The organism is Evtepia sp. (genome assembly GCF_056797215.1).
The window spans coordinates 13190-39632 of the sequence record NZ_JBQILM010000013.1; the positions used below are offsets into that span (position 1 = coordinate 13190).

Here is a 26443-nt window from a genome sequence, read left to right on the forward strand (position 1 = left end):
CACTATGGAGCTGAACACACAAAAGGCGGAGTTTATCCGCTCTGCTGCAAGCCTTACGGATTGCCCCCGGGACCGTCTGCCTCAGATCGCCTTTGCGGGACGGTCCAACGTGGGCAAGTCCTCGGTGATCAACCGCTTGTTGCAGCGGAAGAACTTCGCCCGGGTGGGCTCTGCCCCAGGCAAGACCACCCACATTAACTATTTTTTGATTGACCAGAAGGTCTACTTTGTAGACCTTCCAGGGTACGGCTACGCCAAGGTGTCGAAACAGGAGCGGGCCCGCTGGGGCAAGCTTATGGAACAGTGGTTTGCCGACACCAGCCTGCTCACCCTGGGCTTGCTCCTGGTGGATATGCGCCACAAACCCACAGCGGACGACTGTGTCATGTGCCAGTGGTTTAAGGACAGTGGCAAGCCCTTTGTGGTGGTGGCCAACAAGCAGGATAAGCTGAAAAAAAGCCAGTTGGAGCCCAACCTTGCCCTGATCCGGGAGACCTTGCAGCTACCGGAGACGGTCCCGGTCCTGCCCTTTTCTGCGGAAAAGGGTGTGGGCCGGGAGGAGCTGTTGGGCATCCTCCTGGACCATATCCGGGGGGAAAAGGAGGCAAGGGCATGAGACGTAATTGGGGAATCTTCTTGTATGCCCTGCTGGGGGGCTTCTGTATCGGCCTGGGGGGCACTGCCTTCCTGCGCATCAAGGACAGCTTCACCGGGGGCGTTGTGGTGGGGGCGCTGTTCTTCGCCATCGGCCTGTTCACCATCTGCACCCGGGGGTATAACCTCTTTACAGGGAAAGCCTGCTACCTCTTTGACAATCCCCTGCCCGCCTACCTGCTGGACCTGGGGATTATCTGGCTGGGCAACTTCCTGGGCTGTATGCTCATCGCTGCCCTGGAACAGTGTACCAGCATCACCGGTGGGGTGGGGATTGACGCGGCGGCGGCTGGGCTGGTGGAGGGGAAGATGAATGCCTCTCTGTTGAGCCTCTTCGTTCTGGCCGTCCTATGTAATATCTGCATCTTCATCGCGGTGAACGGATATGCCAAGAACCCCCACCAGCTGGGGAAGTACTTATCCCTGTTTTTGGGGGTGACGGTGTTCATCCTCTGCGGCACAGAGCATAGTATTGCGGACATGTATTATTGGAGTGTGTCCGGGGTGCTGTACGACCAGCCGGGGGAATCCCTGCTGCGGATTGTGTTGGTGTCCCTGGGTAATGTGGTGGGCGGACTGTTCCTTCCCCTGGTGGAGAAGTGGAAAGCCTCCCTGGACGCCAAGGAGGCCGCCGGGGTCTCCTAACAATAGAACGCGGCGCTGGAATCCACCGTGTTTTTCTCAAGGGGTATAAATCCTTGCGCTTCCGGCAAACTATCTCGGAGAGCAGGCGGGGGCTGTTTAGAGATCAGCCCCCAGCTCCGGGAAGGAGAACGCCATGAAAGTCACTGTTGTGGACGGCTGTATCAGCTGCGGCCTATGCACCGAGGAGTATCCCGACCTCTTCACCATGAATGAGGACGGCATCGCAGAGGCGGTGGGTCAGGTGCCCCCCGGCAAAGAGGGTGATGTCCGCCAAGCGGTGGAGGACTGCCCGGTAAGCGTAATCAAAATAGAATGAAAGTACCGCCTCTTCGGAACGAAACGAAGAGGCGGTACTTTCATAAAGAAAGGGAAACTAGGACTTTTATCAATTTTCTTCTCAGAACAGCATGAATTATACGACAGAATCACCAAGATGTCAAGAGGAAAATCCGTTTTTTTTCCTCTAATTTGCAAGAACTCTGTCAAATCAGAGTTGCGATGGATTCCAGCCCATGATACAATAAAAAACCAGAAGGATTTGGGCGCAGGAGAAAGAGGCGCTAAAGTGTTTTGCGTATGGAGAAGGAAAAAAGTGATGCGTTGACTTTTCTTGGAGAATACAGTAAACTAGGAGTAGCTTTGCGCAGTCTGTCAAAAAGGACAGGAAAGAAACTGAGTTGAAAAAGGAGGCGGCGCAGATGAAAGGTAGGCGGTTCTTGGGCCTCATCCTGGCGGTGTTGCTGTTGTGTTCTACCACAGCGTATGCCACCGGCGGGACGGCATCTGATCCTCTGGTCTCCCTGGACTATTTGAATCATACATATCAAAATGACCTCATCAAGCAGGTGGCAGATCAGGTGGAGCGTGCGGTTTCCCTCTCGTACCAGCGGGCAGTGAGTCAGCTGGAAGCGGGAGGCGGCGTCAGCAACGTTGCCAGCAAGCGTTGCAGCCGTGGGGACCAGATCACCTTGTCCCAGGGGTCTGTGGTGATCCTCACCGCCGGTACTGCCCAGGGCTCTGCCATAGGTGGGGTATTCATTGATGCCACCACGGGGACAGAGGCCATGGAGCTGAGCCTGAAGGAGGGGCACCGCTATCTGGTCAGCGAGGGTGCCACCGCCACAATCATGGTGCGCTCTGACGCGGCGGCATTCTTCTGGGAGGGGGAGAGTGTTGTCCAGGCTTCCGGAGAAAAGGCCACCCACTTTACAGACCTCCTCAGCACAGAGTGGTATTACACCTCCGCCTGCTATGCTTATGTCCAGGGTCTGTTCACCGGGGTGAGCAGCACCACCTTTGCCCCCCATTCCCCCGTCACCCGGGCCATGATGGCTACGGTGCTCTACCGTATGGCAGACCAGCCGGAGACCAGCGGCAACTCCTCCTTCACTGACGTGCCCCAGGGCCAGTGGTATTCCGATTCTGTGGCCTGGGCGGAGGAGAACGGTGTAGCCAACGGCGTGGGAGACGGCCAGTTCAATCCTGACGGCAAGCTGACACGGGAGCAGATGGCGGTGATGCTGCGCAACTATGCCAGCCGATACCTTCAGGCAGATGTCTCTGCCAGCGACAATTTGAATCAGTTTGCGGACAAGGAAACGGTATCTGACTGGGCCAAGGAGGCCATGGGCTGGGCAGTGAGCGTGGGTATCCTCACCGGCCGGGACAACAGCGACTTGGACCCCGGCGGGGAGGCCAGCCGCGCGGAGGCCAGCGCCATGCTCCAACGCTTTCGGGATGCGCTGAAATGAAGATTACCTTTCTCTATCATAGTGCTTTCCTGGTGGAGCTGGATCACTGTACCCTGCTCTTTGACTGGTATGGTGGGACCCTACCGGCGTTTGACCGGACACGCCCCCTGTACGTCTTTGCCAGCCACCACCACGGGGATCACTATTCCCCAGAGATTTTTACCGCCCTGGGGATGGACAACGTGTGGTATATTTTGTCCAACTGCATCCGCCTCTCCGCCAAGCGGAAGCTGGCCCTAGGGATTTTAGAGGACCATGTAGTCCGCCTGGGGGCGGGGCGGGAAATGGACCTGGGGCCCCTCCACGTTACGACCTTCCCCTCCACTGACGCAGGGGTGGCTTTCCTGGTGGAGGCGGAGGGCAAGGCCCTCTTCCATGCCGGGGATCTGAATTGGTGGCACTGGAATGGGGAGCCGGGAAGCTGGAACCAGGACATGGAGCGGGACTTCAAAGCCGCCTGTGCCCAGTTCCAGAACCGGGCGGTGGACGCAGCCTTTTTGGTCCTGGACCCCCGCCAGGAGGACGCCTACTGGTGGGGCTTCGACTGGATGATGCGGGCCCTCCAGGCCAAGGCAGTATTTCCCATGCACAGTTGGGAGGACTTTCCCATTGTCCAACGCCTGAAACGCCGGCCAGAGAGCCGGCCCTATCGGGACCGTATCCGGGAGATCTATTACAACGGTCAAAGCTTTTCTATGGAGGGATAGGGGCTATGACGCAGGAAGTGAAGCCGGTAAAAAAGCGGAGAGAGATGGATATGCTCCATGGCTCCCTGCTGGATAAGATCTTGCTCTTTGCGCTGCCCCTGGCGGCCAGCAGTATCCTACAGCAGTTGTTCAACTCTGCCGATATCGCCGTGGTAGGCCATTTTGCCGGGCGGCAGGCTTTGGGGGCGGTGGGGAGCAACACCGCGGCCATCAACCTGCTGACCAACCTGTTTGTGGGCCTGTCTGTGGGGGCCAACGTAGTCATCGGCCACTTCATCGGCCTGGGGCGCAAGCGGGAGATCAAGGACGTGATCCATACCGTCATCAGCGTGGCGCTGCTCAGCGGCGTATTTTTGCTGGTGATTGGGCAGTTTTTGGCCAAACCCATCCTGCTGATTACCAACTCCCCATTGGATGTGCTCCCCTTGGCCACCATATACCTGCGCATCTACTTCCTGGGAATGCCCTTCGTGATGCTCTATAACTTTGGCTCTGCTATCCTGCGCAGCAAGGGGGACACCAAGCGCCCCCTCTATGCCCTGCTCCTGGCAGGGGTAGTCAACGTGGGATTGAACCTGCTCCTGGTGACTGTGTTCCACCTGGGGGTAGCCGGTGTGGGCATTGCCACGGTGTTGGCCAACGGGGTCAGCGCGGGGATGATCCTTTACTTCCTCACCCATGAGGAGGAGACCTTCTGCCTGGATTTGCGGAAACTGAGCTGGAACAGGGACTACTTTCTCCGGGTGTTTCGCATCGGGGCCCCGGCGGGGCTTCAGGGGATGGTGTTCTCCCTGTCCAATGTGTGTATTCAGACCGCCATCAATGGTTTCGGCTCCCAGGCGGTGGCGGGGTCGGCGGCAGCGGTGAACTTTGAATTTTTCACCTATTTCATGGTCAGTGCGTTTTCCCAGGCGGCGGTGACCTTCACCAGCCAGAATTTTGGGGCGGGGAATTACCAACGCTGCAAGAGGATTTTTCGCATTTGCATGGTAGCGGCGTTGGCGGCTACCCTCTGTATGAGTGCCGCCTTTGTAATTTTCCGCAACCCCTTCATCCGAATCTATACCCCGGAGGAGGACGTGATCCAATACGCCCTCGTCCGTATCCTCCACGTGGAGGTGTTTGCCTGTTTACCCTCCCTCTACGAGGTCTCCGGCAGTGCCTTGCGGGGGATGAACCACTCCCTGCTCCCAGCCCTGCTGACGGTCTTTGGATCCTGCGTACTGCGGGTGCTGTGGCTGTTCACGGTGTTCCTTTGGGCGGGGCGGAGCTTTGAGGTTTTGATGAATGTCTATCCGTTCACCTGGGTGACCACCTCGGTGATGGTTCTGGCAGCTTATTTCATCATCCGCAAGCGGGAGTTCAAACAGCCGCCCCCCAAGGAGCGGGAGGTACTGGCAGAGGAGACTGCCGGGACATAACAAAACAGACAAGCGGCCGGGCCTGATTGGGGGCTTCGGCCGTTTTTTCCTGTCAAAAGGGAAAAGGATGCAAAAATGATGGCGAGAAGATGCACACTGACAGAACAAGCTGACCGGAGAGGGGAGGAGCAGACATGAACAAAATTCTGATCGCGGAGGACGAGGCCCCCATCGCCAACCTGATTTCCACGGCCTTGGAGGGGGCGGGCTACCACTGTACCTGGGCTGCTGACGGTGGGGCGGCGGCGGATCTGTTGGACACAGCCCCCTTTGACTTGGTCCTACTGGATATCATGCTGCCCAAGGCCGACGGCTATGAGGTTTTGGAGTATTGCAAGAGCTTAGATACGCCGGTGATTTTTCTGACTGCCAAGGGGACGGTCCAGGACCGGGTGAAGGGCCTGCGCCTGGGGGCGGAGGATTACATCACGAAGCCCTTCGAGCTCATGGAACTGTTGGCCCGGGTGGAGACGGTGCTGCGCCGCTGTGGCAAAACTGGGCGGGTGCTGTCCTTGCCCCCGGACATTGAGGTGGATACGGCAGGACGGGTGGTGAAGAGGGGGGGCGTCCCCGTGGCCTTGACGGCCAAGGAATATGACCTGCTGCTGCTGTTCCTCCAAAACAAAAACATCGCCCTTTACCGGGACCGCATCTATGAGCGGGTCTGGGGGGAGGAATTTTTGGGGGACAGCCGTACTGTGGATTTGCACATCCAGCGTATGCGTAAGAAACTGGGGCTAGAGAAGCGCCTGGTGGCAGTGTATAAGGTGGGTTACCGCTTGGAGGTGTGACGTGAAGCTCTATTGGAAGCTCTTTTGCAGCATGGTCATTGTCACGGTGCTGTCTTGCTCTGTGGGGGGATACTTTCTCATCGACGCCCAGTGGAGGAACTCTGTTGAGCGGGAGGCGGCTTCCCTCTATGAAATCAATGACTTGCTGCGCTATGCCTTACACCGGGAAATGGGGGCGTTTCCGCTATCCCCAGAGGGGTTGGTAGAGAAAGCGGGGAAGGTGGAGGTCACGGCCAGGGGCGGGACAGTACCCTACCGCCTCAGCGACAGCGAAGGCATGCACCAGGGGGGCAAAGGGAGCCTTCCCGTGCAGGCCACCCCTCTGGTCTCCCAGCTTGGGGAGGATCAACGGGGCTGGATGCTTCAGCGGGTGGGGGAGCGGACGTATCTCCACACTGCCAGTGCGTTGAAGCTGGTAGGGGGGACGTTGTATTTGGAAAACTGCCGGGATATCAGCGCCCTATTTTCCAACCGGGCGGAGCAGTATCGCAGCTTTTTTACCTTCATGTTGGCGCTGGTGGTGGGGGTGGCCCTGGTGTCGCTGCTGGTGTCCTACTTGCTGTTCCGTCCCCTGGGCCGCCTGTCTTCCGCTACCCGGCGGTTGGCGGAAGGGGTCTTGGCAGAGCGGGTCAGGGTGGACAGCGACGATGAGCTGGGCCGTCTTTCCCAGGACTTCAACACCATGGCAGCGCGAATTGAGGAGCAGGTCCAGGCCCTTACCGATGCCGCCCGCCGCCAGGAGGAGTTTATTGGGAGCTTTGCCCATGAGCTCAAGACGCCCCTGACCTCCATCATCGGTTATGCGGATTTGCTCTGCTCCCGCCCGATGGCCCCGGAGCAGGTCCAGGAGAGCGCTGGGTATATCTTCCGGGAGGGGAGGCGGCTGGAAGCCTTGTCCCAGAAAATGTTGGAACTCATCATCTTGGACCGGAGGGACTTCCCCCTGCGGGAGGTCTCTATGCCGGAATTTTTGGCCCTGGTAGGCGGGACCCTGAGCCCAGCCCTGGAAGAGGTGGGCATCCACCTAACGGTTCAGGCAGAACCGGGTCAGGTGCCATTGGAACCGGACTTGATGGAGATGGTCTGCCTGAACCTGTTGGACAATGCCCGGAAGGCCATGGAGGGCGGCGGGGAACTCCTGCTGAAGGGCTTTGTGGAGGGGGAGGGCTATTGCCTTCAGGTGAGGGACACCGGCAAGGGCATCCCGCCAGGAGAGCTGGCGCGGGTGACAGAACCCTTTTACATGGTAGATAAGTCCCGCGCCCGGGCCCAGGGGGGTGTAGGGCTGGGGCTGGCCCTGTGCCAGCGTATCGTGGCCCTCCACGGCGGCAGCTTGGCCTTGGAAAGCATTTGGGGGGAGGGCACTACTGTGACCATCCAGCTGAAAGGAGGGGGGACGGTGTGAAAATCCCAAAGAAATGGGTTCTGCTTTTGGGGACGATCCTGGTGGTAGTAGGTGCGGCGGTGCTGCCCCAGCAGATTTCCCAGGCACGGGACCGGGGGCTCTTTCATCAGGTCAACGCTGAGACGGCGACGGATACCCTTTTCTCCCCAGTGGGGGACCTGGCTACCCGTATAGAACTCCTGGCCCGATGGGAGTTGGAGAATGGGGCATTCACAGACGTTACAGACGGCAATGCTTCCCTGGGCACTTCCCAAGAAAATCTGCCCCAGAATATCAGCAAGGCGATGGACTATAGCTTGATGACACACAGTGATGACTTAGAGCAGCGGGCCTTAGATGCCCTCCGGGCCTTGGCAGCGGAAGTGCCCCCGATTGCTCCTCTGATTCCCCAGGAAATGCCGGAAATCGAAGGGGACCGGCAGAGCATCTTCGACTGGGACACTGGGGAAGCTGCCCACTTTATTCAATTCCGCTGGTTTGACCAGCGGGGTTGGACCTTGTTTATGACGTTGGATGAGGCCATGGAGAAGGTTGTCTCGCTGAGGATCTCTGGCCCCCAGCCTTCGGCGTGGGGGGTGGATGCCCAGGAAGCCATCATCCGGGGCTATCTGGACTACTTAGGGATGAGCGGGGAGACGCTGCACCGGGAGATGAAAGATAGCAGTGCCGTCAAGGTGATGGACACGGGATTTTACTGCCATATTTACCTGGGCCAGAACTTGTTCATCATCCAGCCGCTGATGAACCTGCCCGATGGATCGGTGGGAGTTGATGATGTGGGGACGAGAAAGTATGAGATCATATATTGGAATGGGAAGCCCATCACCAAAGTGGTGGAAATAGATGATACAGGATCGATGGAAAAATGGTAGGAAAATGACGCAAAAATGTGGGGGCTTTGATGGGAGCTTGTACTATCCTGGAAACAGTCAAAAGCTGCTTGTCCTACCTGAGGGGACAGGCAGAGTAAAGGAGTGTTTCCCATGGCAACTGTCTCCCAACGTGAGCCTGCGTACAGACAGCAGGATTCCTATGTATCCCCTCGGCCCAGCAGACGGCGGAAGCGCCGCTTGTCCCGCACCATCCTGCCCCTTTTGCTCCTGCTGGGAGCCAGCCTATTCCTAGGCGGCTTCCTTTTGGGGAAATCTACCGCCCTGGCGGCCGGTCCAACAGAGGCCTCTGACGCTGGGGGGGATATGGTGATTGTGACGTCTGGGGAGGAGGACGAGGTAGAAAGGGAGAGCTGGAAGTTGCTCCTGGTCAACCGGGACAACCCTCTCCCAGAGGACTTTGAAGTTCCAGCCTTGAAGCAACTACGCAACGGGCACGTCCTAGATGCCCGGGCCTATCCCGCGCTCCAAATGATGCTGGACGACGCCCAGGCGGCGGGCTTAGAGCCCTTGGTCTGTTCCTCCTACCGCAGCCAGGAGCGGCAGGAAGCGCTGTTTGAGCAGCAGGTCCAAAAGTGGATCGCAAAAGGCTACGGCAGGGAGGAGGCGGAGCAGCAGGCCTCCCGGTGGGTGGCGCTGCCGGGAACCAGCGAGCACCAGACTGGCCTGGCGGTGGATATCGTGGATGTATCCTACCAACTCCTGAACGAAAAACAGGAGAGCACCCCAGTCCAGCAGTGGCTGATGGCCCATTGTGCGGAATATGGCTTCATCCTCCGTTACCCCACGGACAAGAGCGACATCACCGGCATCGGCTATGAGCCCTGGCATTACCGCTTTGTGGGGGTAGAAGCGGCCAAAAAGATCATGGAGCAGGGGATCTGTCTGGAAGAATATTTGGCGTAAATGGAAACAAACAGAGCCGGTGGTTGGGAATCCCTAGCCATCGGCTCTGTATTTTTGTATTCGGTTTTTCAGGACGGCTCTGTGCTGGCAGCGGCCTTGGGTTTGTGGGCGCGGATGGTGCGCATGTTGACCATGTCGTATTGGCGCAGGAAGTCTTTCAAGTCAATGCCATGGTCCAGGTAATCCAGCAGGAGCAGGGCGCAGCCCCGGCTGTCGCTGCCGGCGTGGTGGTGGTCCAGGGAGATGTGGCAGTGCTCACATAGGGTGCTGAGCTTGTGGCCGGGGAGCTCTGGGTAGCAGCGGCAACCCATCTGGAAGGTGCAGGCGTAGGAGGAGATGCCCCGCCAGGGGATGTTGTAGTCCCGCAGGCACTTAGCCAGGACGCTCATGTCAAAGGGGGCATTGTGGGCGATGAGCAGGCCGCTGGAGAGCAGGGGGGCCAAGGTGGGCCAGAGCTCCGGGAAGGTGGGGGAGCCCGCCACCACGGTTTCGCTGAGCCCGGTGAGCTCGATGTTGAAGGGGTCGAAGTGGGTCTCCGGTTGTACCATGGTGTAGAACTCCTCCACAATCTGCCCGCCTTCCACCACTGCCACGCCAATGGCGCTCATACGGTCGTTGGCCTTGTTGGGGGACTCCACGTCAAAGGCCACATAGCGGGTAGGGAGCTGTTGGGGGGAAAGGGAATCCTCCACCGTCTGGCCGGAGGCGTCCAGGAATGCCGCCAGCTTCATGGTAGAGCGGCAGCGGGGGAAGTTGGAGCAGCCGGCAAAGAGGCCGTATTTCCCCTGGCGCAGCAGATAGTGCCCCTGACATTTCTTGCATTTGACGTCCATACGCGACCACTCCTTTATAAGCCATACCATTATAGGCTTCCTGTCGAGGGCTGTCAACCAAAAGGCGCGGCTTGACAGCATTTTTGCCCCATGCTATAATGCACCCAGCACAAATGAATCAAAAAGCGGACGGTGCCCCTGACCGCGTTCTGGACGCGGGGCCAGGGGGTAAAAGGGAAACAGGTGGGAATCCTGTACGAGCTCGTCACTGTGATTGGGGAATGCACGGCAAGGCGCCTGAGGGCGCGGCCACTGACCGAGGGGTTGGGAAGGCTGCCGGGTGTGTGGATCCATCAGCCAGGAAACCTGCCGTCTCGCTTGGTACAGGGAGCTTGCTCCCAGGTCACGAGTTTTTGGCCGTATCGTTTTCCCAGCATTGCCCCTTGGGCGGCAATGTTTGTTTTGCGATGCCTTTTGCTCTGTGGTGCAAAGGGTTTTTCTTTTGCCCATTGGGCCAGGGGCTTGATTTCTGTACCTTCCTGTGTAGAAATGATTGAGGAGGTACATACCAATGAGACGAGTCCTATCGACCCTGCTGGTGGCGCTGTTGCTGGTGAGCTTGCTGGCCTCTTGTGGGGATGGCAAGGAGGGCGTGGAAAACGCCGCGCCTGTCCCAACACCCGCGGAGGAGGAGAACTACAACACCGGGGATGCGTCCCTGGACAACACCCGCAACCAAGACGGGATAGGCCCGGATGAGCTCTTGGTGGTCAGCTTTGGTACCAGTTACAACGACAGCCGCCGCCTGACCATCGGTGCCGTTGAGGAGGCTTTGGAGGCTGCCTTTCCCGGGTGGAGCGTCCGCCGGGGTTTTACCAGCCAGATTATCATCGACCACGTGAAGTCTAGGGACAAGGTGAGCATTGACAATGTGGAGGAGGCCCTAAAACGGGCCATGGACAACAATGTTACCCGCCTGGCTATCCAGCCTACCCATTTGCTGGATGGCTTGGAGTACAACGAACTGGTGAGGGAGGCCGGGAACTATGCCGACGCGTTCCAGGGCTTGGCCATCGGGAAGCCTCTACTCACCAGTGACCAGGACTTCCAGACTGTGGCGGCAGCCATCACCAAGGCCACCAAGGCGTACGACGATGGCAAGACGGCCATCTGCTTTATGGGCCACGGCACCACGGCAAAGTCGAACGATGTGTATGCTAAGCTCCAACAGGTGTTGGAGGACCAGGGGGCTGTCCACTATTATGTGGGTACGGTGGAGGCTGCACCCACGGTGGAGGATGTGCTCAGCAGGGTCAAAGCTGGGGCGTACAGCCGTGTGGTGCTGATGCCCCTGATGATTGTAGCCGGGGACCATGCCAACAATGACATGGCCGGGGACGATGCGGATTCCTGGAAGTCTGTCTTTGACGCGGCAGGGTATGAGGTGGTCTGCCTGGTCCAGGGCTTGGGTGAGCTGGAAGAAATCCAAGCCCTGTTGGTGGAGCACGCCCAGGCGGCGATCCAGTCTCTGAATCCATAAGAAAAGAGGGGAATTGTTATGAGAGAAAATAAACTGCGCTGTGCCTTGGCCTGCCTATTGGCCCTGCTGTGCCTGGCGGGCTGTGGCGGAAAACCAAATGCTGACAGCCAAGTGGCAGGGGAAGCGGATCTGGCCACACCGGTGGAGCTGGACACCCAGGGTTTGACCCCTGTTACTGGGGCGGAACTACTGGATGGGGAATATGACATCCAGGTGGAGTCCAGCTCGTCTATGTTCCAAATCCAGGCCTGTACATTGACTGTGAAAGACGGAGAAATGACCGCCGCCATGACCATGGGGGGCACTGGCTATCTCTATGTATACATGGGGTCGGGGGAGGAAGCTGCGGAAGCAGAGGAATCGGCCTACATCCCCTTTACGGAGAATGCCGACGGCAGCCATAGCTTTGTCGTACCTGTGGAGGCTTTGGATCAAGCCACCTCCTGTGCGGCGTTTAGCAAGAAAAAGGAGCTGTGGTATGACCGCACCCTGGTGTTCCGTGCCGATGGACTTCCGGCCCAGGCCTATCAAACCCCCAAGGAGCAGGTGACCGTTCAAAGCTTGGCCCTGGAAGATGGGGAATATACCGTAGAAGTTACCCTGGACGGCGGTTCCGGCCGGGCCAGTGTGACCTCCCCAGCGGCGGTGAAGGTGGAGAACGGAGAGGCTATCGTTACCCTGGAGTGGGGTAGCGCGAACTACGATTACATGGTGGTGGAGGGGGAGAAATACCTTCCGACCAATACCCAGGGTAACTCCACCTTTGCAATCCCCCTGCCTTGCTTTGACGCCCCTGTGAAGGTCATTGCGGACACGGTGGCCATGAGCACGGCCCATGAAATCGAATATACCTTGACCTTTGCCTCGGAAAGCTTGCAGGCTGTGTCATGAAAAGGTATCCCAGCCTGCCCATAGCCATGGTGCTCCTTCTACTGCTCCTTACCGCTGCCTGCGGGGGAGGGGGAGATGATGGGACAGAAACGCCGCCCCAAGCTGCTGAGACAGTGGCCTGGGACACCATGGAGCCAAACCATCACATGGAGCTGCGGTACGCCCAGCAATTTGACGTGGCGTTCTATCCTGGGGACTATGCCTTGATTACCATAGAGGACAGTGGCCGCTACCTTCTGGTGCCTGAGGGTAAGGCAGTGCCTGGGGGCTTGGAGGAGGACATCGTGGTGCTGCAACAGCCCTTGGGACGCATCTATCTTGCGGCCTCCTCTGCCATGGATTTTTTCCGCCAGATCAATGCCTTGCACCAGGTATGTATGACCAGTACGGAGCGGGATAACTGGCGCCTGCCAGAGGTGGTGGCGGCCCTGGACAAAGGGGACATGCTCTATGTGGGCAAGTACAGTGAGCCAGACTATGAGCGCATTGTTACCGAGGGCTGTGACCTGGTGGTGGAATCCACCATGATCCACCACAGCCCCAAGACCTTGGAACAGTTGACAGCCCTGGGACTGCCAGTGATGGTGGAGCGTTCCAGCTACGAGCCCCACCCTCTGGGGCGGATGGAGTGGGTCCGGCTCTATGGCCTGCTCACAGGTAGGAGCCAGGAGGCGGACAACTGGTTTGACCAGGAGTTGGAACGCTTGTCTGCTGTCTTGGAACAGGAGAGCGGGGAGCAGACGGTGGCGTTTTTCTACATCACCGCCAACGGTGCGGCCAACGTGCGTAAGCCGGGGGACTATGTGGCGAAGATGATCCAACTGGCCGGGGGGCGCTATGTGTTCTCCGAGCTGCCAGGGGAGGAAAACGCCCTGTCCACGGTGAATATGCAAATGGAGGCGTTCTATGCGGAGGCTTGGGACGCGGACTATTTGATTTACAATAGCGCCATTGACGGAGAATTGGAGACCATTGACCAGCTGGTTGAAAAGGACGAGCTGTTGGCAGATTTCAAGGCGGTGCAGGCAGGGAAGGTCTGGTGTACTGGGAAGAGCATGTTCCAGCAGACCACCGCTGTGGGGGATATCATCTTGGACATCCACAACATCGTCAGCGGACATGCCGAAAAGGGTGCGGAGCTGAATGTCCTGTACCGCTTGACCTAGCAAGAGACAAAAGGGAGAGGGAGCATGAAACAGAACCGACGATACGCCCTGGACTATCTGCTCTTGCTGCTGCTGTTGGCGGTGCTGCTTCTGCTGGGGATTTTCGCGGGCAGTGTGGCCTTGGAGCCAGAGCGGGTTTTGGCTATCCTATTAGGGCGGGAGCAGGGTACCCCCCAGGCGCAGGTCCTACTGCGCAGCCGCCTGCCCCGGGTATTGGGCTCGGCCATCTTAGGCGGGGCGCTGTCGGTGGCGGGGTTCCTCCTTCAGACCTTTTTTGCAAACCCCATTGCGGGCCCCTTCGTGCTGGGGATTTCCTCCGGGGCGAAGCTGGTGGTGGCCCTGGTGACCATTGCTGCGTTGAGCCGGGGGATCGTACTGGGTTCGGTGGCATGGATTGTGGCGGCTTTTGTGGGCTCCATGATCTCTATGGGCTTCGTCCTGTTGATTGCAGGGCGGGTGAAGAGCCGGTCCATGCTCATCATTTGCGGTGTAATGATTGGCTACATCTGTTCCGCCATCACCGATTTTGCGGTGAATTTTGCCGACGACAGCAACATCGTCAACCTGCACAACTGGTCCATGGGCAGCTTTTCCGGCCTGTCCTGGGGAAACCTGCGCACAATGACGCCGGTGATAGCGGTGGCGATGCTGTGTACGCTCCTGCTGGCGAAGCCCATGGCAGCGTATCAGCTAGGGGAGAGCTACGCGGCCAATGTGGGGGTGCGGATCAAGCCCTTCCGGGTGGCATTGATCCTCCTCTCCGGCCTCCTCTCCGCCTGTGTGACTGCCTTTGCGGGGCCCATTTCCTTTGTGGGTATTGCGGTGCCGCAGTTGGTGAAGGGGCTGTTCCATACGGCTAAGCCCCTGGTGATTTTGCCGGCCTCCTTCCTGGGGGGGGCGGTGTTCTGCCTGTTGTGCGATATGATCGCCCGGACGGTCTTTGCTCCCACGGAGCTGAGCATCAGCTCTGTGACCGCACTGTTAGGGGCGCCTGTGGTCATTGCGGTGATGCTGCGCCGTCAAAGGATGTGAGGGATATGGATCAGCCAGTGTTACACACCCACCACCTGGAGGTGGGCTATGGGGGCAAGGCTCTGTTGGAAGAGGTCTGTCTAGCGGTGCATCCTGGGCAGATTCTCACTCTCATCGGGCCCAACGGCGTGGGGAAATCGACGCTGTTAAAGACACTCTCCAAGCTGCTGGCCCCTGTGGGGGGCGCGGTTCTGCTACAAGGAAAGGAGTTGCGCCAACTGCCGGAACGGGAGCTGGCGTTGCAGCTATCCATCCTCACCACAGAGCGGGTGATGCCGGAGCTGATGCGCTGTGAAGAGGTGGTGGGTACAGGGCGCTATCCCCACACCGGGCGCTTAGGCCTGCTCACCCCGGCGGATCGGGCCCAGGTGGACGCAGCTATGGAGCTGGTGGGGGTGCAGGCGCTAAGGGATCAGGAGTTCCGCCGCCTGAGCGATGGCCAGCGCCAGCGGGTGATGCTGGCCCGGGCGATTTGCCAGGAACCTCAGGTGATGATCCTGGATGAGCCCACGTCCTTTTTGGATATTCGCTACAAATTAGAGCTTTTGGAACTGTTGAAAAAGCTGGTCCGCAGCCGGGCGTTGGCTGTGGTCATGAGTCTGCACGAGTTGGATTTGGCACAAAAGGTATCCGATCTTGTCCTCTGTGTAGGCGAGGGGGGAATCCAGCGCTGGGGGACACCGGAGGAGGTGTTTGCCGTCGGTTATATCCACCAGCTCTACGGCGTGACCCAAGGCAGCTTCCAACCCAGCTATGGCAGCCTGGAACTCCCTGCTGTGACAGGGGTGCCAGAGGTGTTCGTCCTTGGCGGTGGGGGCAGTGGGATTCCCGTCTACCGCCGCTTGCAGCGCCAGGGCATCCCCTTTGGGGCGGGGGTACTTCAGGAAAACGACCTGGACCTCCCGGTGGCCCAGGCCCTGGCAGCGCGGCTCATCACAGAGCGGGCCTTTGAGCCCATCGGCCCAAGGGCGTTGGAGGAGGCCGCTGCGGTAGTGGGGCAGTGCCGGCGGCTGATTTGTTGTGTAGAGCACTTCGGGACCATGAATGAGGGCAACCGCCAACTGTTGCAGCTGGCGCAGCGGCGGGGGATTTCGGTGGAGATGGATGGATCGGGCAGCTGTTGAAAGGAAAAACGCCCACCAAACAGGCTTGTATTTTCGGTCCTATTTTTCTGATGAAACGGTTTTCCGGGTAACATCCCTGAATTCGGGATAATTCGACGGGGTGGAAATATACTTCCTAGCACTTTCGCCATATTTTCTTTATGCTAGAAGCAAGAAAGGAGGTGTGAGCGATGGCTGTTTCGCCACTCCTGAGACATGATATCCTGAAGCGGGAAATAAAAGCACGGAAGCTGACAGAGGAAGCCTTTGCAGAGCAGTTGGGCATTACCGACCGGCATTTGCGCAACCTGATCACCAAGGACACAAATTCCTCCTGTTCCGTGGTCTACAGGATCAGTAAGGTGCTGGAAATCCCCATGGAAGTGCTGGTGGCACCCCGGACAGATGAGAATCCGTGAGGGAGGAAAAGGGGCAGCCATGTCCCTGGGAAGCGTATTGGTTTTTTGATTTGAATGGTGCAAACCCACAGGTGGAGCAGGTTCCGCCTGTGGGTTTGTGCGTGAAGTGGTCAATTTTAGGAAATGGAGACAGGCACCGGGGAATAGAGTAGAAGATAGGAGGTGCTGCCAATGATTTCAGCATGGCTTATGCTGCTGCTCAATACGGTCTGCTTTCCCCTGAGGCTGGGCAATACCGGCTCCTTTCCCCGGCCCTTGAAAGCGGAAGAGGAGCGGGAATACTTAGCACGCTTTGCCCAAGGGGACATGGAGGCTAGGAACAAGCTTATTGAGCACAATCTTCGCCTGGTGTCTCACATACTGAAGAAATACTATGTCCAGGCCAGTGACCAGGATGACTTGCTCTCCATTGGGACCATTGGGCTCATCAAGGGGATATCCACCTTCAAGCCGGACAAAAACGTCCGCCTGGCCACCTATGCCAGCCGCTGCGTAGAGAACGAGATTTTGATGTACTTCCGCAGCCAGCGCAAGTACCAGGGGGACGTCTCTCTCTCCGATTCCATCGAGTCCGACCGGGAGGGCAATGCCCTGTCTCTGATGGATGTGATCAGCGTGGACGACGATATGCTGGAAAACCTGGATACTCGGGACTCCTGCGCCAAGGTCCGCCAGTGCGTCCAGAGCTGCCTGACCCCGCGGGAGGCTAAGGTGGTCACATTGCGCTACGGCCTGGACGGCGAGGGCCCCCGTACCCAGCGGGAGATTGCCGCCGCCTGCGGGATCAGCCGGTCTTACGTTTCCCGGCTGGAAAAGAAGGCCTTGGGGAAACTGCGGGAGGGGATGGAACGGTGATCTACAGCACCAGGGAGGGGAGGCATCTCACGGCAGCTGCCCGTCCCCTCCCTGGGTGCGGATCAGGGCCAGCTTTTCCCGCCGGCTCAGCTGTTTGATGGCCCACTCCCTGGACATGGCCGCCTGCTTTGTGGGGAATCGTTCCCAATAGACCAACGCCACCGGACGCCGGGTGCGGGTGTATTTGGCACCCCGCCCGGCATTGTGGGTGGACAGCCGTTTTGCCAGGTCATTGGTCCAGCCGGTGTATAAGCTGCCGTCTGCGCAGCGGAGGATATAGGTAAAACTCTCCATGGTCTCCCCTTGCGTTCTTGAAAACTTTCCTGTAAAATATCCTTTACCGTGAAAATTCCGGCGGATACATTCGTCGTACCGCAAAAGGAGACAAGCTCTTTTGAGATAAGACCCCTGTATCATACGGCAGTTTTCCTAAATTTTCAAGAAAAAGGATCGGGAAGAATGAAAAATTATTTAGAAAAGGAGCTGTTGGTTTCCGCAGCCTATGTGGATCGTGATTGCGAGATGGGGCCCTTCCACGCCTCCCTCCTCTTTCAGGACGGTATGACGGAGCTGTTCCATCAATACGGCTGTGATGCTGTGGGCATGAGCCAGAGCCATGGCATGGTCTGGGCCGTGGTTCGAAGCAAGCTGTGCTATGACCGCATCCCTCGCTGGATGGAACAGGTGCGCCTCCGGGCGTTCCCGGTGAAGCTTACCACCTTGGCGGTTCATCTGGACAGCCAGGTGGAGGCTTTGGATGGGACGCCTTTGGTTCGCTGCCGTCAGGAGCTGTGCCCCATCGACGTGGCCAACCACGCCATGGGCCGCCTCAATGCCACGCCCTTCCCCCGGGATATCGAACTGTTGCCTCCGGTGGTGACGGAGCCCTTCCGGCGGCGCAAGGTGGTGTTGGAGGAAATGGAATTGGCATACCGGCATCAGGTTCGCACCATGGATACAGACATGAACAGCCATATCAACAATGTGGCCTATGTGCGCCTGGTCGCCGATGCCTTTCCCTCTGGGTTCTGGGACAAGCATCAGGTCAAGACCTTTGATATCCAATATGCCAACGAGGGCCGTGAGGGGGAAGCGCTGGAAATCTTGCACCGGCAGGAGGGACAGGAACACATGGTTTTTGTCCGGTCAGGGGAGCGGACCTTGGCAAAGTCCTTCCTACAGGTTCAGGAGAAGTAAGCCTTCTGTGTGACCGGTAGCTTCTAGCCCTGTCGGGAAGTGGGTGAAGAAGGGGAAGAAAAACTTTCCGGAAACCTTGCAATCTCAAGGGAAATCCGCTACACTACAGGGAGAACTTCTGCCTTGAGGCGCAAAGTGGCCCTGTCCCTTTGCCGCTTCCGGGTAAATGTACTGGGGAGACCCCCCACAGGAGGAACGAGAGATGAGGAAACGAGGGAAAAAGGCTGCGGCTGCGTTCCTGGGAATGCTCCTGGCCTTGGGCAGTATAGTGTCCGCTTCGGCGGCCTTTGCGGACTTTACAGATGTGCAGGACCATTGGGCGAAGGATACCTTGCAGCAGGCCTATGAGAAAGGGCTTATGTCCGGCAGCGGGCCGGCCACCATGGCCCCCAATGATAGCATCACCACCGCCCAGGCGGTAACCATCCTCTGCCGGGTGCTCAATGTTACCGGGCAGGCGGACATCAGTGACTTGGATATTCCCCCAAACGCCTGGTATCGGGACTATGCTGCCAAGGCCATCTATGCAGGGCTGTTGGATAAGGATATGGCAGCTTCCCTCAACGAACCCATCACCCGAGGGGATGCATTCTGCCTCTTTGGCCGGGCTTTCCAGGTGGTGGGGGCGGTGCCGGACCTGTCTGTGCTGGACGCTTTTTCTGATACCGCCTTGCTCACCGGCGAGACCCAGCGGGCGGCGGCAGCTTTGGTGAGCAGAGGGGTGGTCTCCGGTGTGGACGGAGGGCTTCAGCTCCAGCGGAACCTAACTCGCGGGGAGTTCGCCACCATCCTGTTCCGCCTGGCGGATGAGTATACCACTGCCTATGGCTATGGAGGCCAGGGGAACCAGGGGGCGGTCCTCTCTGGGAACACTGCCCTGAACGGCTTGCAGGTGAAGAGCCTGTGGCTGGATCAGAGTGCCTCCAACGTGAGCCTGCTGAACATGACGGCAGACCTGATAGTGGTTCGCTCTGAGCAGTTGGAGTCCTTCCAGCTGGACGGCACCAGTCAGATTGGCATCCTTGTCCTGGCGGCCAAGGGCGACGTGCTCCTGAAACATCCCGCTTACTGCCAGGTGGATACCCTGGTGGTGGCCGAGGGTAACGGCAAGGTGGACCTGCGCACAGATATCCCCCAGGTGGAGGTCACTGGCAGCGGCCGCACCGTGGAGCTGAGCGGCAACCTGGATCGTTTGATGGTCTCTGGGAGCGGGAACACCATCACGTTGGCCAAGGGATGCACGGTGAAGGACATCGCGTTCACCGGGGGAAATAATACCCTGAAACTGGACGGGAAGGCAGAGAGCCTCCTGCTGTCTGGCCGGGACAACAAGGTCAATGGCGGCGGCCGGGTGGACGACGTGACCTTACATACCCAACATTACCAGCTCAATGTCTCCAAGGGTAACGTGACCAAGTGGACAAACTTCGATATCAGCGGGGTGGAGCTGAAGCTGAATGCCCCCAGTGCCCTGCCAGCCGGGGAGACCTTGCGGGCCACCGCAAGGCTGACTGTGCCGGAGGAAGACAAGGGCAAGCTGTGTACCATTTCCTGGTATCTGAATGGGGAGTGTATGCAGGAGCAGAAATTGCTTCTAGGCCAGGAGGACCCCGTCTGTGCCATCACGCCCAACTATACCCACGATTTGAAACAGGATGCGGAGTTGAAAGCGGTCCTGACCTTTGAAAACACCGACGGAGACCGTTACACCCAGGAGGACAGTGACGAGATCTATTTGGATACCTTTGCCGACTTGGGCCTGGCGGACGCTGTAATTACAGTGTCCCTGCCGGAGCAGCTGGCAGCAGGGGAAACCCTCACGGCTACTGCTGCGGTGGAGACTCCGGAAGCCGGGCAGCAGTGTACTGGCCACTGGTATGTGGACGGCAAAGAGGTGGCCACAGACAGCTTTGTCCTAGGCGGAGGCCCAGCCAGCTTGTCCTACCGGTATGACTACTATTACGGGATGCCTGAGACCAGCACTGTGACCTATGCTCTGACCTATACCACCCAGGACGGCCGGGAGCAGAAGGTGGACGGCAGCGCCAGCTTGGCCTTGGAGAATTTTGAGGACAACGGCATCGCCCGGGCTACGGTCTCCCTTAATACCCCTGGGACCCTGCCGGCAGGGCAGCCGTTGGAGGTCACAGCCAATATCAACTATCCCGAAGCAGGGAAGCACTGCATTGGGGAGTGGTATGTAGATGGCAACAAGGTATCCACCCAGAATATCCTTCTGGGCCAGGATATTCCCAGGCTCAGCCATACGTATACTTACACGGAAACCATGAACACCGCCTCTACCATACGCTTTGTGCTCAGCTATACCACCTTGGATGGCCGGGCCCAGCAGATTGAGGCCACCAGCAACCTTACCCTGGAAAACTATGACTATCTCTACTACCATGGCCTGACGGCGGAGGATGTGCTGCGCACCGTGACCAGCCGTTATGCCGGGAACTACACCTTTGCTTGGGCTGCCAATAACGACTATCCGGCGGAGATCAAAAAAGCATGGGTAAACTTGAAGGGCTATTCCAGCCAGACTGAATATCTGGTCTGGGTGAACCTGACCTATCAGCGGGTGAACATTTTCACAGGTTCCCAGGGGAATTGGGACATTGCCCGCTGCTGCCTGTGCGCCTCTGGCAAGGCCAGCACGGCCACGCCACGGGGTGTGTACACCACCTCCTATAAGCAGTCCTATTGGAACTATGGCTCCTACTACTGTGGGCCCATTGTCCGCTTCAACGGGACTTCCGGCTTGGCTTTCCACTCCCGCTTGCAGTATTGGCCCATGAACTCGGACCGTTATTACGATGCCAGCATCGGCTACCCTGTCAGCCACGGCTGCCTGCGGATGTACAACGACGATATCTGGTATATGTATAACAACATCCCCAGCGGGACTACCGTGGTGGTCTATTGATGGAACCTTTCGATTTCCCATAAACTTTCGCGCCCCCGAACAGCTGTTTTGTTCGGGGGCGCGTTTGTTATCTCAGGAAACGCTGTCCGGAGGGAGCTCCAAGGCGCGGACTACGAAGGTCTCATAGATTCGGCGCAGGTAGTTCCAGGTGGATTGGTTCAAGGAGCCGCAGACCTCACAGCTGCTGCACCGCTGTAGCCAGCGCAGGTTTTCAGCGGTGGCCTGGTCCAGCCAACCGGAGGGCGGGGCTGCCTGTACGCCGTCCAGACGCTCAGACAGGGCGGAGAACATCCCCTGGATGGGGAAGAGCAGTAGGGAAAATTCCCCCGGGGAGACGGCCCAGCCAGCGACCTGGGCGTAAAGACACACCGGCTGGGGGGGCTTGGAGGGGCGCATCAGGTTGATGTAGGCTTTCGTCAGGGCTTCCCAGGTGGCCGCGTCTACGATCCCCGTCACAGGGAGCTCTTGGCTGCGCTGGAAAACCATCACCGCCTCCATAGTGGATTCGCCAAAGACGCCATCCGGTTCCAGCTTGGGCAGGTTTGGGAGCTCTGGGGCCAGGGCGTTGAGCATCCGTTGCAGGCTGACTACAGGGGCGGTGGGATTGATGTAATTGCTCATGGGGATACCCTCCTCTCCGCATCAGTCTGGCCGTAGCTTATGGGCAGGAGCCCACTTTCCCGGACGGCTTCCAGGGTGCTTTCCAGCTCGTCGATGGAGAAGGCAACCCCCTCGGGGCTGTCTGGGAAGAAGTTGGGGTTGTTGATCACCGTTTCGTTGATTCCGCGGTAGCGGTTCACCAAGGCCAGCCAGGTGGCTTCGTCTACAACTCCGGTCTCTGGCAGGCCAACGTCCCGCTGTAGGGCTAGGACTGCCTGTAAGGTCTCGTTGCCAAAGATTCCATCAATGGTCACAAAGGGGATGGCCACATTGAACTGGGACAGCATGGACAACATGTATTGCAGCAGGGAGACCTGGCTTCCTGTCTGACCATAGGTGGTGGGGGCAGTGTAGGTAAAGTCTACGAAGTAATAAGTTTGACCTAGGCTGACCAGCTCGGAGAGCCGCAGGACGCTGGTGTAGAGCTGTACCATCATATACCAGGTAGAGCGGCCGATGATGCCGTCTGCTGTGAGGTTGAAGATGCCCTGGAAGATGCGCACAGTCTTTTCCATGGTGGCAGTGAACACCCCGTTTACCGGCTGAATCCTTGGAATGGCAGGATAATTTTCGGCGATGCGATTGAGCATGATCTGGGCGATGCGTATGTATGGCCCGGTATCCCCCTGGCGCATAGGCTGGCCTGGATAAGAGTACTGGATATCCTGGAGGGGGGCATTGGGTACCAGTTCAATGTCCTGCCCATAGTAGTAGCGCAGGATTTCGACGGAATTGAACCCATCCTGGGCCAAGGTCTGGCTGCCCCATTGGGAAAGTCCCTCACAGAAGGAGGTGGTGCCGTTGCAGAACTGGGCGGCCAAGGGTTCCACAAAGCCTTGGCGGCGGATATAGGTGTTGAAAATCTCGTCCACCAGCTCGCTGATGTTCTCAAAAATGGTACGGCCCTTGATGAAACGCTGGTCATAGGCAGTGGTGCCGGTAATGTTAAAGTGATAGCCCCGGCTGGGGTAGAACTCCGTGTATACCCGGTTCAAGGCAAAGGATACCTGGGCCAGGATGTTGGCCCGTAGGGCGGCGTGTTCCCAAGTGGGATAAATCTCACTGGAAGCGACATTTTTTATGTAGTCTCGGAAGGAGACGGTGACGTTTTCCGCGTCGCTGTCCGGTGTCCCCAAGTGGACAGTGATATAGGTGGGGATATAAGGGGTGACGATGGGGGGCATGTGTGGCCTCCTTTCCTATAGGTTTTGAGGGGGGATGTTGACCTCCTGGGATGGCCGCCCGCCGGCTTCCGGCAAGGGGATGAGAGGCAGGTTCTGAATGCTGGATATCCCAGGAAAGACCTGGATGTTCTGCACCACCAGGAGCTGGTAACCTGGGAGCTCTGCCCAGATATCGAAGAGGGCATAGGGAGTGGGGCGGTCGGGTCCCTGGCTGTTGGAGAGGTCCGGGGTGGGTACAGTGACAGGCAGGGTGTTCCCGCTGCGGTCACTGATCTGGACATTGATGAGCTGGGGGATGGCTGTCTCACTCCTTCTGAGGATGGAGACGGTGACGTTTTCCAGGGGAAGCTGTCCCCGGCTGGTGAAGGTACGGGTGATGATGGTACCGGTGTTGGGCATGGAAAAAACCTCCTTTCTATTCAGCCTATGCACCGGGGGAGACGGCGTTGCTAAGAAAAAAACTTGCAATCTGGTACATTCTGTGGTAAAATACCAGTCGATTCCGTACGGGGAGGGACGCAGGGCCTTGTGTCTGCTGGGCAGATTGGCCCTGGGGATGAGTACCCCGGAGGCACCAACTAAAACAATTCAGGAGGAACAATCAAATGGCAGTCGTATCTATGAAGCAGCTTCTCGAAGCAGGTGTCCACTTCGGGCACCAGACCCGCCGCTGGAACCCCAAGATGGCCACCTATATTTACACCGAGCGCAACGGCATCTATATCGTTGACCTGCAGAAGACCGTGAAGAAGCTGGAGGAGGCTTATAACTTTGTGCGCCAGCTCTCCGAGAACGGCCAGAGCCTGCTGTTCGTGGGCACCAAGAAGCAGGCCCAGGACGCCATCCGCGAAGAGGCCCAGCGCTGCGGCATGTACTTCGTCAATGCCCGTTGGCTGGGGGGCATGCTCACCAACTTTAAGACCATGCGTGGCCGTGTGGACCGTCTCAACCAGCTCAAGAAGATGCAGGAGGACGGCACCTTCGACATGCTGCCCAAGAAGGAAGTCATCAAGCACATGGGCGAGATCGCCAAGCTGGAGAAGTATCTCGGCGGCGTGGTGGACATGAAGCGTCTCCCCGGCGCTCTGTTCGTGGTTGACCCCCGCAAGGAGCGCAATGCCATTGCTGAAGCCCGCAAGCTGCATATCCCCATCGTGGCCATTGTCGATACCAACTGCGATCCCGATGAGATCGACTACGTGATCCCTGGCAACGATGACGCCATCCGCGCCATCCGCCTGATCTCCTCTGTGATGGCCAACGCCATCCAGGAGGGCAAGCAGGGTGCCGATGCCGCTGAGGAAGCTGCTGCCCCCGCCGCTGCGGAGAAGGCTGCGGAAGCCTGATTTTTTCCCAGACAAGCCTGTGAAGAACAGGCGGACTGGTTATGATAACGATAAAATTGGAGGAATTGTTACTATGGCATTTACTGCTGCTGATGTAAAGACCCTGCGCGAGATGACTGGCGTTGGTATGCTGGACTGCAAAAAGGCCCTGGCTGAGACCGACGGCGATATGGAGAAAGCTGTAGCTTTCCTGCGGGAAAAAGGCCTGGCAGCTGCCCAGAAGAAGGCTGGCCGTGTGGCTGCCGAGGGCATGGCCTATGCTGAGGTCTTTGCCGACGGCGCCGCCCTGGTGGAGGTCAACGCTGAGACCGACTTTGTGGCCCAGAACGAGAAGTTCGTGGAGTTCGTCAAGGATATCTGCTATGTGGTGGGCAAGTGGGGCCCCGTGGATATGGAGACCCTGATGACCCTGCCCTACCGCAAGACTGGCCTCACCGTGCAGCAGGCCCTGCAGGAGATGGTGCTCACCATCGGCGAGAACATCCAGATCCGCCGCTTCGAGCGCTATGACTCTGGTATGAGCATCGCTTACAACCACATGAACGGCCGCATCGGCGTCCTGCTGAACATGGACGTTTCCGCTGGCTTAGAGGAGAACGACGCCGTGGTGGAGCTGGGCAAGGATATTGCCATGCAGATCGCCGCCATGAACCCCAACTTCCTGGACAAGTCCGACGTGAGCCAGGCTACGCTGGACCAGGAGAAGGAAATTCAGCTGGCCCAGATGGCCAACGACCCCAAGATGGCATCCAAGCCCGACAAGGTCAAAGAGGGCATCGTCATGGGCAAGCTGGGCAAGTACTATGAGGAGAACTGCCTCATGCAGCAGGCATTCGTGAAGGAGAACAAGGTCTCTGTGGAGAAGCACGTGGCCGAGGTGGCCAAGAACGCAGGCGGCACCATTGCCGTGAAGGGATTCTTCCGCTTTGAGAGAGGCGAGGGCCTGGAGAAGAAGCAGGAGAACTTTGCAGAAGAGATTGCAAAGCAGCTGGAAAAGAACTAAAATCTATGCAAGTAAGCGCGGGGGTTTCGGAGAATATCCGGAGCCCCCGCTGTTTTGTTCAAAAATTTCTTCTATACGGAAGAAAAAAACTGTGATATAGTAGAGAAATCAGAGATTTTATAGCTACCACGGTTGAAAAGAGTCAAAAGATGCGTTTCAACTTAGGGGGCAGCTGCGCCCCTAAGGCCGTAAAACGGCTGTTTGGTAGACTTCATCGTTAGCAGGAAAGAAGGCGAAATACCGTGTATTTTTTGATTGACTATGAAAATGTAAGAAATGCCGGGATGCAGGGGACAGAATATCTCCTGCCCGACGACCATGTCATTGTCTTCTATAGCAAGGCTGCCCCCAATATGGAGGCCCGGCATTTGACGGATATCAAAAAATCTGGCTGTGGTTTCTCCATCTGTAAGCTGCTCAAGGTCCGCAAGAACGGCCTGGACTTTTACATTGCCACCAAGGTGGGGGAGATTGTGGGTGGGGGATACAAAGGCAACATTGCAATCATCAGCCGGGATGAGGGATTCCAGGCTGTGCGGGATTACTGGACTACCCGGGCTGTCCCAACCCGGCGGGTGCTGGTGAGTGAGAGCATCTCCCGGAGCATCATCAGCGCCAACGAACCCAGCCAGAGGACACATCTGGTTCAGCAGGAACTAAAGCTGCTGGATATTGGCAACTTCTTCTCCGCCTATGAGGAGAGCCTGAAGCTAAAGAAAATGCTAGAGGAGGCCTTTGCCGGCACGGAGTTTTCCGCCCGGACAGGGGAGATCGAGGACATATTGAAAAATGGCAAGACCCCCAAGGTGATCTACTTAGATACCCTCCACCGCTTCGGCCGGAAGGATGGCCTGGTGGTGTATAAAATGCTGAAAAGCTGCGCGGAATTTTAACAAAAGATCAGAGCGTTTTGCCCCCTCATTTTTATGCTGCCCAGGGGAAAGAATACCCAATGGAGCATTGACTTTTTCTAGGAAATATGCTATTCTTAATATGAAAAACAAGATGAAACGATTCTTGAATCAGTCAGAGGGAGGGGAAGAAGCTATGACAGAATCCGCAGCGTATCCTGCGCCCCGGCAGCAGCAGTTGGGGGAAGAGCTCCTCAATGCCATCTCCCATGGGGTTGGCGCACTGTTGGCCATTGTGGCGACAGTTTTTCTCATTTTTCGGGC

The 26443-nt window shown here is 57.9% G+C and carries 27 protein-coding genes, 1 pseudogene and 1 riboswitch; of the genes and pseudogenes, 23 read left to right on the plus strand and 5 right to left on the minus strand.

Features of this window, described 5'->3' with window-relative positions:
* The first annotated feature begins 4 nt into the window (after positions 1-4).
* The 10 genes from yihA (at position 5) to ACTOZL_RS04385 (ending at position 9170) form a co-directional block, all read left to right on the plus strand.
* Entirely contained in the window at positions 5-616 is a 612-nt protein-coding gene (gene yihA / locus ACTOZL_RS04340) for a ribosome biogenesis GTP-binding protein YihA/YsxC (protein WP_482476861.1), read from the plus strand.
* The gene (locus tag ACTOZL_RS04345; RefSeq protein ID WP_482476862.1) at positions 613-1299 is read left to right on the plus strand and encodes a formate/nitrite transporter family protein; all 687 of its coding nucleotides are present in this window, start codon (positions 613-615) and stop codon (positions 1297-1299) included. The genes yihA and ACTOZL_RS04345 overlap by 4 nt, the downstream gene beginning before the upstream one ends.
* Positions 1300-1432: 133 nt before the next feature.
* Positions 1433-1615 carry a ferredoxin gene (locus ACTOZL_RS04350; protein ID WP_482476863.1) on the plus strand — a complete coding sequence of 61 codons (183 nt, stop codon included), beginning with the start codon at positions 1433-1435 and terminating at the stop codon, positions 1613-1615.
* A 382-nt stretch (positions 1616-1997) separates the two neighbouring features.
* Positions 1998-3050 (plus strand): S-layer homology domain-containing protein, encoded by a 1053-nt coding sequence (locus ACTOZL_RS04355; RefSeq protein WP_482476864.1) that lies wholly within the window; start codon positions 1998-2000, stop codon positions 3048-3050.
* A complete protein-coding gene (locus ACTOZL_RS04360; protein ID WP_482476865.1) occupies positions 3047-3757 on the plus strand; it encodes an MBL fold metallo-hydrolase in 711 nt (236 codons plus the stop codon). The genes ACTOZL_RS04355 and ACTOZL_RS04360 overlap by 4 nt, the downstream gene beginning before the upstream one ends.
* Before the next feature lie 5 nt (positions 3758-3762).
* Positions 3763-5178: an MATE family efflux transporter gene (locus tag ACTOZL_RS04365; RefSeq protein ID WP_482476867.1), complete on the plus strand. Its 1416-nt coding sequence runs from the start codon at positions 3763-3765 to the stop codon at positions 5176-5178.
* Between the two features lie 134 nt (positions 5179-5312).
* The gene (locus tag ACTOZL_RS04370) at positions 5313-5969 is read left to right on the plus strand and encodes a response regulator transcription factor (RefSeq protein WP_482476868.1); all 657 of its coding nucleotides are present in this window, start codon (positions 5313-5315) and stop codon (positions 5967-5969) included.
* A 1-nt stretch (position 5970) separates the two neighbouring features.
* Positions 5971-7374 (plus strand): sensor histidine kinase, encoded by a 1404-nt coding sequence (locus ACTOZL_RS04375; RefSeq protein ID WP_482476870.1) that lies wholly within the window; start codon positions 5971-5973, stop codon positions 7372-7374.
* Entirely contained in the window at positions 7371-8246 is an 876-nt protein-coding gene (locus ACTOZL_RS04380; RefSeq protein ID WP_482476871.1) for a hypothetical protein, read from the plus strand. Before ACTOZL_RS04375 ends, ACTOZL_RS04380 begins: the two co-directional genes overlap by 4 nt.
* 111 nt (positions 8247-8357) lie before the next feature.
* On the plus strand, positions 8358-9170 hold the full coding sequence (locus ACTOZL_RS04385) for a M15 family metallopeptidase (RefSeq protein WP_482476872.1): 813 nt from the start codon (positions 8358-8360) through the stop codon (positions 9168-9170).
* Between the two features lie 68 nt (positions 9171-9238).
* Here the strand turns inward: ACTOZL_RS04385 and ACTOZL_RS04390 are convergent, their stop codons facing one another.
* Positions 9239-10003: an exonuclease domain-containing protein gene (locus tag ACTOZL_RS04390; RefSeq protein ID WP_482476874.1), complete on the minus strand. Its 765-nt coding sequence runs from the start codon at positions 10001-10003 to the stop codon at positions 9239-9241.
* Between the two features lie 113 nt (positions 10004-10116).
* A riboswitch (cobalamin riboswitch) is annotated at positions 10117-10331 on the plus strand.
* A 183-nt stretch (positions 10332-10514) separates the two neighbouring features.
* Between ACTOZL_RS04390 and ACTOZL_RS04395 the strand changes: the two genes are divergently transcribed.
* From ACTOZL_RS04395 to sigK, 7 genes are all read left to right on the plus strand, one after another.
* Positions 10515-11483 carry a sirohydrochlorin cobaltochelatase gene (locus ACTOZL_RS04395; RefSeq protein WP_482476876.1) on the plus strand — a complete coding sequence of 323 codons (969 nt, stop codon included), beginning with the start codon at positions 10515-10517 and terminating at the stop codon, positions 11481-11483.
* Between the two features lie 18 nt (positions 11484-11501).
* Complete coding sequence (locus tag ACTOZL_RS04400; RefSeq protein WP_482476877.1) at positions 11502-12374, plus strand: hypothetical protein; 873 nt, start codon at positions 11502-11504, stop codon at positions 12372-12374.
* The gene (locus tag ACTOZL_RS04405; RefSeq protein WP_482476878.1) at positions 12371-13540 is read left to right on the plus strand and encodes an ABC transporter substrate-binding protein; all 1170 of its coding nucleotides are present in this window, start codon (positions 12371-12373) and stop codon (positions 13538-13540) included. The genes ACTOZL_RS04400 and ACTOZL_RS04405 overlap by 4 nt, the downstream gene beginning before the upstream one ends.
* A gap of 24 nt (positions 13541-13564) precedes the next feature.
* Complete coding sequence (locus ACTOZL_RS04410; RefSeq protein WP_482476879.1) at positions 13565-14572, plus strand: FecCD family ABC transporter permease; 1008 nt, start codon at positions 13565-13567, stop codon at positions 14570-14572.
* 5 nt (positions 14573-14577) lie between these two features.
* Positions 14578-15696 carry an ABC transporter ATP-binding protein gene (locus ACTOZL_RS04415; RefSeq protein ID WP_482476880.1) on the plus strand — a complete coding sequence of 373 codons (1119 nt, stop codon included), beginning with the start codon at positions 14578-14580 and terminating at the stop codon, positions 15694-15696.
* Between the two features lie 170 nt (positions 15697-15866).
* Positions 15867-16094, plus strand: a complete 228-nt coding sequence (locus tag ACTOZL_RS04420) for a helix-turn-helix domain-containing protein (protein ID WP_482476882.1) — start codon at positions 15867-15869, stop codon at positions 16092-16094.
* Between the two features lie 171 nt (positions 16095-16265).
* A complete protein-coding gene (gene sigK / locus ACTOZL_RS04425) occupies positions 16266-16949 on the plus strand; it encodes an RNA polymerase sporulation sigma factor SigK (RefSeq protein ID WP_482476884.1) in 684 nt (227 codons plus the stop codon).
* 27 nt (positions 16950-16976) lie between these two features.
* On the opposite strand, the gene ACTOZL_RS04430 is transcribed toward sigK, so the two are convergent.
* Positions 16977-17243: a GIY-YIG nuclease family protein gene (locus tag ACTOZL_RS04430; protein WP_482476886.1), complete on the minus strand. Its 267-nt coding sequence runs from the start codon at positions 17241-17243 to the stop codon at positions 16977-16979.
* Positions 17244-17408: 165 nt separating this feature from the next.
* Between ACTOZL_RS04430 and ACTOZL_RS04435 the strand changes: the two genes are divergently transcribed.
* Together ACTOZL_RS04435 and ACTOZL_RS04440 are read left to right on the plus strand one after the other, a co-directional pair.
* Complete coding sequence (locus ACTOZL_RS04435) at positions 17409-18146, plus strand: hypothetical protein (protein WP_482476887.1); 738 nt, start codon at positions 17409-17411, stop codon at positions 18144-18146.
* Positions 18147-18348: 202 nt separating this feature from the next.
* Positions 18349-21075, plus strand: coding sequence for a L,D-transpeptidase family protein (locus tag ACTOZL_RS04440; RefSeq protein WP_482476888.1), 2727 nt, complete (start codon positions 18349-18351; stop codon positions 21073-21075).
* A gap of 72 nt (positions 21076-21147) precedes the next feature.
* Here ACTOZL_RS04440 and ACTOZL_RS04445 read toward each other — a convergent pair whose 3' ends face one another.
* Genes ACTOZL_RS04445 through ACTOZL_RS04455 form a run of 3 tightly spaced genes read right to left on the minus strand, consistent with a single transcriptional unit; the run spans position 21148 to position 23318 of the window.
* On the minus strand, positions 21148-21696 hold the full coding sequence (locus tag ACTOZL_RS04445) for a peptidoglycan-binding domain-containing protein (RefSeq protein ID WP_482476890.1): 549 nt from the start codon (positions 21694-21696) through the stop codon (positions 21148-21150).
* The gene (locus tag ACTOZL_RS04450; RefSeq protein WP_482476892.1) at positions 21693-22919 is read right to left on the minus strand and encodes a peptidoglycan-binding protein; all 1227 of its coding nucleotides are present in this window, start codon (positions 22917-22919) and stop codon (positions 21693-21695) included. The genes ACTOZL_RS04445 and ACTOZL_RS04450 overlap by 4 nt, the downstream gene beginning before the upstream one ends.
* A gap of 15 nt (positions 22920-22934) precedes the next feature.
* Positions 22935-23318: a spore cortex-lytic protein gene (locus ACTOZL_RS04455; RefSeq protein WP_482476894.1), complete on the minus strand. Its 384-nt coding sequence runs from the start codon at positions 23316-23318 to the stop codon at positions 22935-22937.
* Between the two features lie 206 nt (positions 23319-23524).
* On the opposite strand from ACTOZL_RS04455, the gene rpsB reads away from it, so the two are divergent.
* From rpsB to ACTOZL_RS04475, 4 genes and pseudogenes are all read left to right on the plus strand, one after another.
* Positions 23525-24265, plus strand: coding sequence for a 30S ribosomal protein S2 (rpsB, locus tag ACTOZL_RS04460; protein WP_482476896.1), 741 nt, complete (start codon positions 23525-23527; stop codon positions 24263-24265).
* Positions 24266-24338: 73 nt separating this feature from the next.
* Positions 24339-25268 (plus strand): translation elongation factor Ts, encoded by a 930-nt coding sequence (tsf, locus tag ACTOZL_RS04465; protein WP_482476898.1) that lies wholly within the window; start codon positions 24339-24341, stop codon positions 25266-25268.
* A 242-nt stretch (positions 25269-25510) separates the two neighbouring features.
* On the plus strand, positions 25511-26161 hold the full coding sequence (locus ACTOZL_RS04470; protein WP_482476899.1) for a PIN domain-containing protein: 651 nt from the start codon (positions 25511-25513) through the stop codon (positions 26159-26161).
* Positions 26162-26315: 154 nt separating this feature from the next.
* Positions 26316-26443, plus strand: a pseudogene (locus tag ACTOZL_RS04475) (hypothetical protein); the annotation flags it as partial.

What these genes read in the sequence shown, in the direction of transcription:
- yihA (WP_482476861.1), top strand. Translation starts at nt 5, where the DNA reads ATGGAGCTGAACACACAAAAGGCGGAGTTTATCCGCTCTGCTGCAAGC.
- ACTOZL_RS04345 (WP_482476862.1), top strand. Translation starts at nt 613, where the DNA reads ATGAGACGTAATTGGGGAATCTTCTTGTATGCCCTGCTGGGGGGCTTC.
- ACTOZL_RS04350 (WP_482476863.1), top strand. Translation starts at nt 1,433, where the DNA reads ATGAAAGTCACTGTTGTGGACGGCTGTATCAGCTGCGGCCTATGCACC.
- ACTOZL_RS04355 (WP_482476864.1), top strand. Translation starts at nt 1,998, where the DNA reads ATGAAAGGTAGGCGGTTCTTGGGCCTCATCCTGGCGGTGTTGCTGTTG.
- ACTOZL_RS04360 (WP_482476865.1), top strand. Translation starts at nt 3,047, where the DNA reads ATGAAGATTACCTTTCTCTATCATAGTGCTTTCCTGGTGGAGCTGGAT.
- ACTOZL_RS04365 (WP_482476867.1), top strand. Translation starts at nt 3,763, where the DNA reads ATGACGCAGGAAGTGAAGCCGGTAAAAAAGCGGAGAGAGATGGATATG.
- ACTOZL_RS04370 (WP_482476868.1), top strand. Translation starts at nt 5,313, where the DNA reads ATGAACAAAATTCTGATCGCGGAGGACGAGGCCCCCATCGCCAACCTG.
- ACTOZL_RS04385 (WP_482476872.1), top strand. Translation starts at nt 8,358, where the DNA reads ATGGCAACTGTCTCCCAACGTGAGCCTGCGTACAGACAGCAGGATTCC.
- ACTOZL_RS04390 (WP_482476874.1), bottom strand. Translation starts at nt 10,003, where the DNA reads ATGGACGTCAAATGCAAGAAATGTCAGGGGCACTATCTGCTGCGCCAG.
- ACTOZL_RS04395 (WP_482476876.1), top strand. Translation starts at nt 10,515, where the DNA reads ATGAGACGAGTCCTATCGACCCTGCTGGTGGCGCTGTTGCTGGTGAGC.
- ACTOZL_RS04400 (WP_482476877.1), top strand. Translation starts at nt 11,502, where the DNA reads ATGAGAGAAAATAAACTGCGCTGTGCCTTGGCCTGCCTATTGGCCCTG.
- ACTOZL_RS04405 (WP_482476878.1), top strand. Translation starts at nt 12,371, where the DNA reads ATGAAAAGGTATCCCAGCCTGCCCATAGCCATGGTGCTCCTTCTACTG.
- ACTOZL_RS04410 (WP_482476879.1), top strand. Translation starts at nt 13,565, where the DNA reads ATGAAACAGAACCGACGATACGCCCTGGACTATCTGCTCTTGCTGCTG.
- ACTOZL_RS04415 (WP_482476880.1), top strand. Translation starts at nt 14,578, where the DNA reads ATGGATCAGCCAGTGTTACACACCCACCACCTGGAGGTGGGCTATGGG.
- ACTOZL_RS04420 (WP_482476882.1), top strand. Translation starts at nt 15,867, where the DNA reads ATGGCTGTTTCGCCACTCCTGAGACATGATATCCTGAAGCGGGAAATA.
- sigK (WP_482476884.1), top strand. Translation starts at nt 16,266, where the DNA reads ATGATTTCAGCATGGCTTATGCTGCTGCTCAATACGGTCTGCTTTCCC.
- ACTOZL_RS04430 (WP_482476886.1), bottom strand. Translation starts at nt 17,243, where the DNA reads ATGGAGAGTTTTACCTATATCCTCCGCTGCGCAGACGGCAGCTTATAC.
- ACTOZL_RS04435 (WP_482476887.1), top strand. Translation starts at nt 17,409, where the DNA reads ATGAAAAATTATTTAGAAAAGGAGCTGTTGGTTTCCGCAGCCTATGTG.
- ACTOZL_RS04440 (WP_482476888.1), top strand. Translation starts at nt 18,349, where the DNA reads ATGAGGAAACGAGGGAAAAAGGCTGCGGCTGCGTTCCTGGGAATGCTC.
- ACTOZL_RS04445 (WP_482476890.1), bottom strand. Translation starts at nt 21,696, where the DNA reads ATGAGCAATTACATCAATCCCACCGCCCCTGTAGTCAGCCTGCAACGG.
- ACTOZL_RS04450 (WP_482476892.1), bottom strand. Translation starts at nt 22,919, where the DNA reads ATGCCCCCCATCGTCACCCCTTATATCCCCACCTATATCACTGTCCAC.
- ACTOZL_RS04455 (WP_482476894.1), bottom strand. Translation starts at nt 23,318, where the DNA reads ATGCCCAACACCGGTACCATCATCACCCGTACCTTCACCAGCCGGGGA.
- rpsB (WP_482476896.1), top strand. Translation starts at nt 23,525, where the DNA reads ATGGCAGTCGTATCTATGAAGCAGCTTCTCGAAGCAGGTGTCCACTTC.
- tsf (WP_482476898.1), top strand. Translation starts at nt 24,339, where the DNA reads ATGGCATTTACTGCTGCTGATGTAAAGACCCTGCGCGAGATGACTGGC.